The organism is Brumimicrobium oceani (assembly GCF_003143775.1).
In the GTDB taxonomy this organism is placed as follows: domain Bacteria; phylum Bacteroidota; class Bacteroidia; order Flavobacteriales_D; family Crocinitomicaceae; genus Brumimicrobium; species Brumimicrobium oceani.
In genome coordinates this window covers 1-7,167 of record NZ_QFRJ01000025.1, presented here as the reverse complement: position 1 = coordinate 7,167, position 7,167 = coordinate 1, and the positions used below count along the sequence as shown (strand labels likewise).

The following is a 7,167-nucleotide window of genomic DNA, read 5'->3' as shown; positions in this document are numbered from 1 at the left end:
TTCTTTTTCATAGATAAATGAGTGGAGTTATTCATCTAAGATACTGAATACCAGTCTTTTAAACAAGTGTTTCCATGCTTATTTTACTGATTTTTAATTAGTTATATTTTTGTCATGTAGTGTAGAAAAACACTTTAACATGCTATAGAAACAATACTCTTTTGGATGTTCTTAAAAGCGATATAAAAGATATTTGCTTTTTGGAGGATCAGCATTTTTTAATAATATCAAACGCACATTTACATTGGATTAATAGTAAGGATTTCAAAATTCAAAAATCCAAAATAATTAACTACAGACCCTATTCCGTTGCATACGATAGCATTAACAAATCCATATATACAGGAACCGTTTTAGGACTAATAATCAACAAATTAGATGATTATAGATTTTACCGCCATGAGGAGAAAGTTGTAATAAGTGAAGATATTAAATCCTATAAAGGAAAAGTCTATGTCTCTACAAAAAAACATGGACTTCTGATTTTCCAAAACGACTCATTGATTGATAAGTGGTCAACTTCTACCGGATTATTATCAAATCAAATCAATCAAATCAAGTTTTATGAAAATGATATTTTTTTAGCAACAAACAAGGGAATCAATCGACTATCCATTAATGGTGAGGTTAAACAATTTATAAATTATACCAATGGATTAAACGCCAAGAATATTTTAGATTTTGAAATCAATAATAATGAACTTTGGATCGTTACAAATAAGGGGATACAAAGTATTTCACTTTCGGAAATTAGAAATAATGCATATACTCCGAATCTTGAGCTATGCAAGGTTCTAGTAAATGACGAAGCCATTGATACAGCTCAACATTCTTTTAAATATGAAAATAATAAGTTTGTTTTTGAAATAGCTTCTAAGACTTTAAAATACCGTAACGACATATTTTACGAGTATCAATTAGTTGGAGTTGATAAAGATTGGATTACAAACGAATATTTATCCAATACTTTTGAATACAAATCACTACCTCCAAATAATTATACATTCAAAGTAAGGGCTGTATATGGTGATAATTATAGTGATACTATTGAATACCGTTTTGTAATTCAAAAACCGTTCTGGTTAAAAACGAGCTTCTTTATCCTTGCGGCAATTATCGTTTTACTTATTGTTTTCATAACGCTATACATTCAAATACGAAAGCAAAAAGCGAAGTTGACCATAGAAAATCAATTTAACAAAGCCCAACTGACTGCGTTAAAATCGCAAATGAATCCACATTTTATTTTCAACTCTCTAAATTCAATCCAAGATTTGATTTTACAACAAGATAAAGAAAACGCCTATAATTACATCAGTAGATTCGCATTACTTGTTAGAAAAATTCTTTCACACTCCGATAATGAATTTATCGATTTTGAGGAAGAAGTTCAAGTTTTGAGCATTTATTTGGAACTTGAAGAATTAAGGTTTAAAAATGATTTTTCTTTCGAAATCAATACCAATGACATAAAAGACATAGAAATTCCTCCCATGATCATTCAGCCTTTTATCGAAAATGCTTTGAAACATGGATTACTTCATAAAAAAGGTCCTAAAAAATTAAAAGTAGAATTTGCATTTGAAAACGAAACACTCGTTTGTAAAATTGAAGATAATGGAATCGGAAGACAAAAATCCAATGAAATTAAACAAAGACAAAATAAAATACACGAATCATTCTCTGTAAAATCTATTAAAACTCGTTTTGAAATACTTAAGGAATTGTACGGGCAAAATGTCGGATTAGAATACAAAGATTTAAAAGACGGCGATGTCATAGAGGGAACTTTGGTTACGCTTAAAATACCATTTAAAAGGAAGTTTTAAGAAGTGTTGGGCTATTCCTAAATTCAAACAGACTATTCATGTAATTATTGATAATTAATTCTGAAATTTAGCATAACATTGTAAACATGCAAAACACCTATAACGCCATATTAGTTGATGACGAGCAAAGCGCAAGAAATATCCTATCTAATTTAATTCTCAATTTTTGTCCACAGATTAATATAGTTGATAAATGTGAAGACGTTGAACAAGCAGTTGAGTCCATAAAAAAGCATAAACCAGATTTGGTTTTTTTAGATATTGAAATGCCTAATTACTCTGGTTATGAAATCACCTTATTTTTCGACCAAATTGATTTTGAGATCATCTTTGTTACGGCTTATGATCATTATGCTATAAAAGCTTTCCAAGTGGCTGCAGTTGATTACCTTTTGAAGCCTATTGATATTGGAAAATTAAAAACTGCAATTGATAAATTCATCACCAAACAAAAACATTTTAGTGCTTCCGTAAACTATGAAGTTTTGGTAGAAAGCTTAAAAGAAAACAAACTCAATAAGATTATCATTCCTTTTCAAGGAGATCAAAAAGTTGTTCGATTAAATGAGATCATTGCAATTGAAGCTTGTGAATCCTATAGTTTTATCCATTTAATGGATGGAAATAAATATATCGTAAGTAAAAACTTAAAACACTTTGAAACCCTGTTCGATGAGAATCCTGTTTTTTTCAGGACACATAAATCATGGATTGTGAATACCAGTTTTTTGAAGTTTTACTCTAAATCTAACTTAAGCCTTGAACTCGAAAATAAGCTAGTTGCTAAATTATCGAAGTATAAAAAAGCATCGTTCGAGAAGTCATTATTAAGATAGTTTCCTATTAACTTTAATCAATCTTTTATTGTTTCTAAATCCTTAGTAGTCTCTATGGCTTCACTTCCTCACATCGCTGTAGTTTTCAATTCCATATAACCTACATCTGTTTTTTAACTCCTCCCCTTTTCCACAGTGCTTCAAGAAATTTCATAGCGTTTCGTCAAATCTAAATCTTTCCTCTCAAACTTGCACTCAACTACAAATCTACTTTCTTCTTGAACTTCAGCTAAAAATCAGCATTTTGACAATTGGAGGCTGAACTTGATAAAAGATCATCATACAAGAAAGCTCATAAGTCTTGTGCATATTCAATATAAATATCGCTTGGAAATACTCCTACTTTAAGATTTTCATAAGTTCACTTTTCACCCTAAACCTCTATCAAACTCGGTAATTACTCGATGAAACACCTAAAACCATCCATTAATAAATCAAATAAGTCTGTTCGTGAAACATGTCTTGTAATTACTTTTCACATCCTTTAAACTTGCATCATAATTAAAAATCATGAAAAAAATCATATCCATTTGCTTAATACTTGTTTCGACTTTTAGTTTTTCTCAAGACAATCAGAATCTAGAAGTTTCCAAGATAGAATCAGGATCATACCCCGTATTTAAAATGTTAGAACGGGGCTATGAAAAATACATTTTTGAATTAGCGAAGAAAGAATGGCCAGTAGAGCTTTTTACAAATGAAGGTCAAACATCAAAAATATTAATCAAACGAGTAGGTATTTTAGATGAATTTTATACTGCTGATTTACCAGCCTATCCAGCTTATTATTTTGGAGGAAATGCTGAAATATGCATCTCTGTAATAGACAAGAAAATATACTATTATACTTGGTCGGCAAAATCTGGAGCAACTATTAGCTACATACTAACCAAGGAAAAAGTTTCTACCTACAAATTTGAAAAAGAAACATTAGATAATTACCGCAGAGCAATCAAAGGAGAGCAAACTGAAGCCAGAAGTGAAAGAATCCAAAATAAGGCAGAAATTGCTGCTTTAGAAGCTGAAGAAAATACATTAAAAGGAAAATCTATAAAATCTATTTCTCTTAAAATGATTGACAATCCCAATGAAATAGGTCATTTAACTGTAGTTGGTATTGGTATTGAAGTTGTTTTAGCCAACGGAAAAACCTTGAAAACCAAAAACCTTGGTGGTTTAACACCTTATTCAGATTTTGAAGTGCAAACAAAAGGTGGTGATTATGCAGGTGGTGACTTTAAAGTAGCCAATGATAGTCGGAAAATTCCAAATGATAAGATTGAGTTAGTTGTATCATCAAAATACAGTGGTGCGGTTAAAGGTACATTCTCAACTCCAATTAATTATAAAAACAACATCCATTACCAATATCAAGGCAATGGTGGAGCACACGGAAGAGGTGGAGTTCATGGTAGAAGTGTTCATGGAGGCCACGGAAAAGATGGAAGAAATGTGAATGCTACAGCCGAAAAACAAATGGTAAATGGAGAAACAATAACGAAAGTTGTTTTCAGAGACGCTGCAAACGGACAAGTTTTAGCAGAAGCCAAAATACATGTCAATAACAAAATCACTTTAAATGTAAAAGGTGGTAATGGAGGAAACGGTGCAAAAGGCCATTTTTCTGGTGACAACGGTGGCAACGGTGGTGATGGCGGAAATGGTGGAACTGTTATGCTAACAGGAAACGGAGTTAGTCAATTAAACATCGTAATTCAAAATACAGGCGGAAACGCTGGTGCTGGAGGCGCTGGAAATGAGACCTACAATAAAAGAGGCGCAAATGGCTCAAGAGGTAGAACAGGAAGTGTAATTAAATAATAAATCAAAATAATAACCAAACAAAAAGTAATATGAGAAAACTTAAATTCATCTTGGCTATTGCATGTATAGCATTAGCAGGAACAACAGAAGCACAATCTTTCAAAGAAAAGATGCAAGCCAAATTAGATAAAGCAAATGCTAAACTGGAAAAGGCAGCACAAGGAAAACCAAAGTATAAGACCTATGATTTCGAAGATCCTAGTGGAATTTCAGGAACTTATTTTGTAAATGTACCCGTCATTGAAAGAGAAAACACAATTGGATTTGAATTCGAAAAAGAAAAAGATGGAGAAATTGTGAATAAACTATCCGTTATGATGGGTGGAAAAAGTTACGGGGATAGACCAAACTCAATGGAGTGTGTGTTAAAGGAAAAGTACCAAAGAAAATTTGACATCAACTATTTTTATATGGTAGATAAGGACATCATGGCTTTGGCAAACAATAGTGATGATTTTGTTTTTATGGAAATCAATCCTGATGTTTACGCTTTTACTCAAAATGGAAAAGTTGTAAGTGTATTAGCGAAAGACTCTTCACTTTTTAGCGACTTTGATGTTGAAACAGCACAAGTTCTTTATGGTCAAAACATGGCTAAAATTAACTCAGCTGAAGCAGAAAAGGAAACTGCAATTTGGATGAAAAATGAACTTTACGCAAAAAACGTAGATAAAATCATTTTTGCCACTGAAGATTGGCACTTAATGAAAAGAGGAGCAGGAAACAAACCACCGATGGTAAACGGAAAAGGATTTGCAACAACTCTTGACATGGCTGGAAACATGAATTACATGGCCTTTTTCAAGGTTCCACCAGCATCAAAATACCCTGGACAAGAAGTAAACTATGTTTATGAAATGAACGGTAAATCAACAAATCGTGTAGAATGTAAATCAAGGTCTGCTGCATGGAGCAAAATGGTGAAAAGATTAGAAACTTCTGACTATAAATACAGACAACACTCTCCGCGTGCTTTGAGAACTTATAATCAATACCACAGCCGATATGTTCAAGATTATGCGTTTATTCAATTATTATACCTAAACAAAGACAACTTTAAAGTAGGTGAAAAGTATAATCTAACGGTGAAAATGTACACGAATAGAGATGGTGAAAATGGTGACCTAATTGCAGAAGGAACGGTTTCATTAGTTTATTCTGAACAAGCTGATTTAATGTTTAATGGTGATCCAGACAAACCAGAAAAAAAATCATTATGGACTCAGTTTGAAGAGTTCTTAGACAAATAATACATCGACCACCTAATAAAATCATAATTAGAAAAAACACTGTTCTAGATCGCTAGAACAGTGTTTTTCAATTTTATCCTACTGCCATTTTATGCTCAACTGAAACATTAGAAGTTGCATTTGGAGAGCTAATTAACTCATTATACTTTGCTACCCATTCTTCCGCAAGCTGAATTTCGCCACTTAACATACGGTTATTGTCTTCATCAAAAAGTCGGAAAGATTCCACATTGTTCTTTTTGTTTTTGGGATAAAAGTCAATTTCAACACTGTGGGTTACCCTGTCCTTTTCACCATGGTAATCTACTTCACGAAGCTCACGATTTACTTTGCAAATAGACATTTCAGATAATTGAACATGACGCACTTTATAGTTCAGGTTTTCCACTTCCGCAAAATAAGCCACTCGATTAATACTGTCAATTCCTAAAATCAAATTTCCCATAGCTTCCCATTTCTCTATTTGCAAGCCCTTCGTATCTGCATAAATTTTGAGGTTCTTAAGCAATCCTCTTTCTGTTTTTTTACTTTTTCTATACATTAATATAAAAGGGATTACGATTGCAACGATGGAGATTACTCCAATTAAAATATTTCCTGTTTCCATTTTTTTTGTTTTAAATCCGATTCTTAGCTGAGGATGGACAGACTTATTTTGCCATACCTTCAATTTAAAAGCTAAGAAAACGGGGTGAATTTCTTATTAACATTCTTAATATGTGCTAATTATTAAAGCACATCAATAATTGTCAACGTATTGACCATTCTACTCAAATGAGTGAATTTTACCAGAAATTATGGAAAGGGAATATGATGTCCACTGATGGGAACTGCAAATCCAAGGTTTTGGACGCCTTGAAAGAACTTATGTTATTTTGAACAGTCAGTTTACTCAGAAATTGAGTTGCAATAAATGCCTTTTCATTTCCACCATCAAAATCAGGAGTTGCAGGAGCGATTGAAACACCATATCCTTCCACACTGATTGTTTGTGGGCAAAGAACTTTTGATAACTCCGCTAAATGTGTTCCTTCTGTGGTTTCTTGTTCAGAAAAGTTTGTTTCAAGCGATGGAATAGCCGCTGAACTGAATACTGAAAGACAGTAAACAGTAAAAAAAAGCGTTAAAAAAGTATTTTTCATCATCGTTTTCACAAGGCAAATGTAAATCAAAATGCAATTGGAAAATCAATTTTGTGAAAAATTATACACTACATGACAAAAATATAACTAATTAAAAATCAGTAAAATAAGCATGGGAATACTTATTTAAAAGACTGATATTCAGTATCTTAGATGAACAACTTCACTCATTTATCTATGAAAAAGAATACCAGTCCTGAGAGTAAAACTAATCAATTATCTAGTCTTTTAAAAGAGCAAGTTGAAAATAATGGTGCTAAACTCAACAAAGCGAGGCTAAAACTTA

6 protein-coding genes are annotated in these 7,167 nt (G+C 32.2%); 4 read left to right on the top strand and 2 right to left on the bottom strand.

Annotated features, from left to right (window positions below):
- Positions 1-161: 161 nt before the first annotated feature.
- The 4 genes from DIT68_RS16040 to DIT68_RS16025 all read left to right on the top strand — a co-directional run bounded on the left by DIT68_RS16040 (position 162) and on the right by DIT68_RS16025 (position 5,739).
- Positions 162-1,829: a sensor histidine kinase gene (locus DIT68_RS16040; RefSeq protein WP_109360841.1), complete on the top strand. Its 1,668-nt coding sequence runs from the start codon at positions 162-164 to the stop codon at positions 1,827-1,829.
- Positions 1,830-1,915: 86 nt separating this feature from the next.
- Positions 1,916-2,665 (top strand): LytR/AlgR family response regulator transcription factor, encoded by a 750-nt coding sequence (locus tag DIT68_RS16035; protein ID WP_109360840.1) that lies wholly within the window; start codon positions 1,916-1,918, stop codon positions 2,663-2,665.
- A gap of 510 nt (positions 2,666-3,175) precedes the next feature.
- Positions 3,176-4,486 (top strand): hypothetical protein, encoded by a 1,311-nt coding sequence (locus DIT68_RS16030; RefSeq protein WP_109360839.1) that lies wholly within the window; start codon positions 3,176-3,178, stop codon positions 4,484-4,486.
- 32 nt (positions 4,487-4,518) lie between these two features.
- Complete coding sequence (locus DIT68_RS16025) at positions 4,519-5,739, top strand: hypothetical protein (protein ID WP_109360838.1); 1,221 nt, start codon at positions 4,519-4,521, stop codon at positions 5,737-5,739.
- Positions 5,740-5,812: 73 nt separating this feature from the next.
- Here the strand turns inward: DIT68_RS16025 and DIT68_RS16020 are convergent, their stop codons facing one another.
- Together DIT68_RS16020 and DIT68_RS16015 are read right to left on the bottom strand one after the other, a co-directional pair.
- Complete coding sequence (locus tag DIT68_RS16020; protein WP_109360837.1) at positions 5,813-6,346, bottom strand: hypothetical protein; 534 nt, start codon at positions 6,344-6,346, stop codon at positions 5,813-5,815.
- A gap of 178 nt (positions 6,347-6,524) precedes the next feature.
- Positions 6,525-6,884: a hypothetical protein gene (locus DIT68_RS16015; protein ID WP_146194252.1), complete on the bottom strand. Its 360-nt coding sequence runs from the start codon at positions 6,882-6,884 to the stop codon at positions 6,525-6,527.
- Between the last annotated feature and the right edge of the window lie 283 nt (positions 6,885-7,167).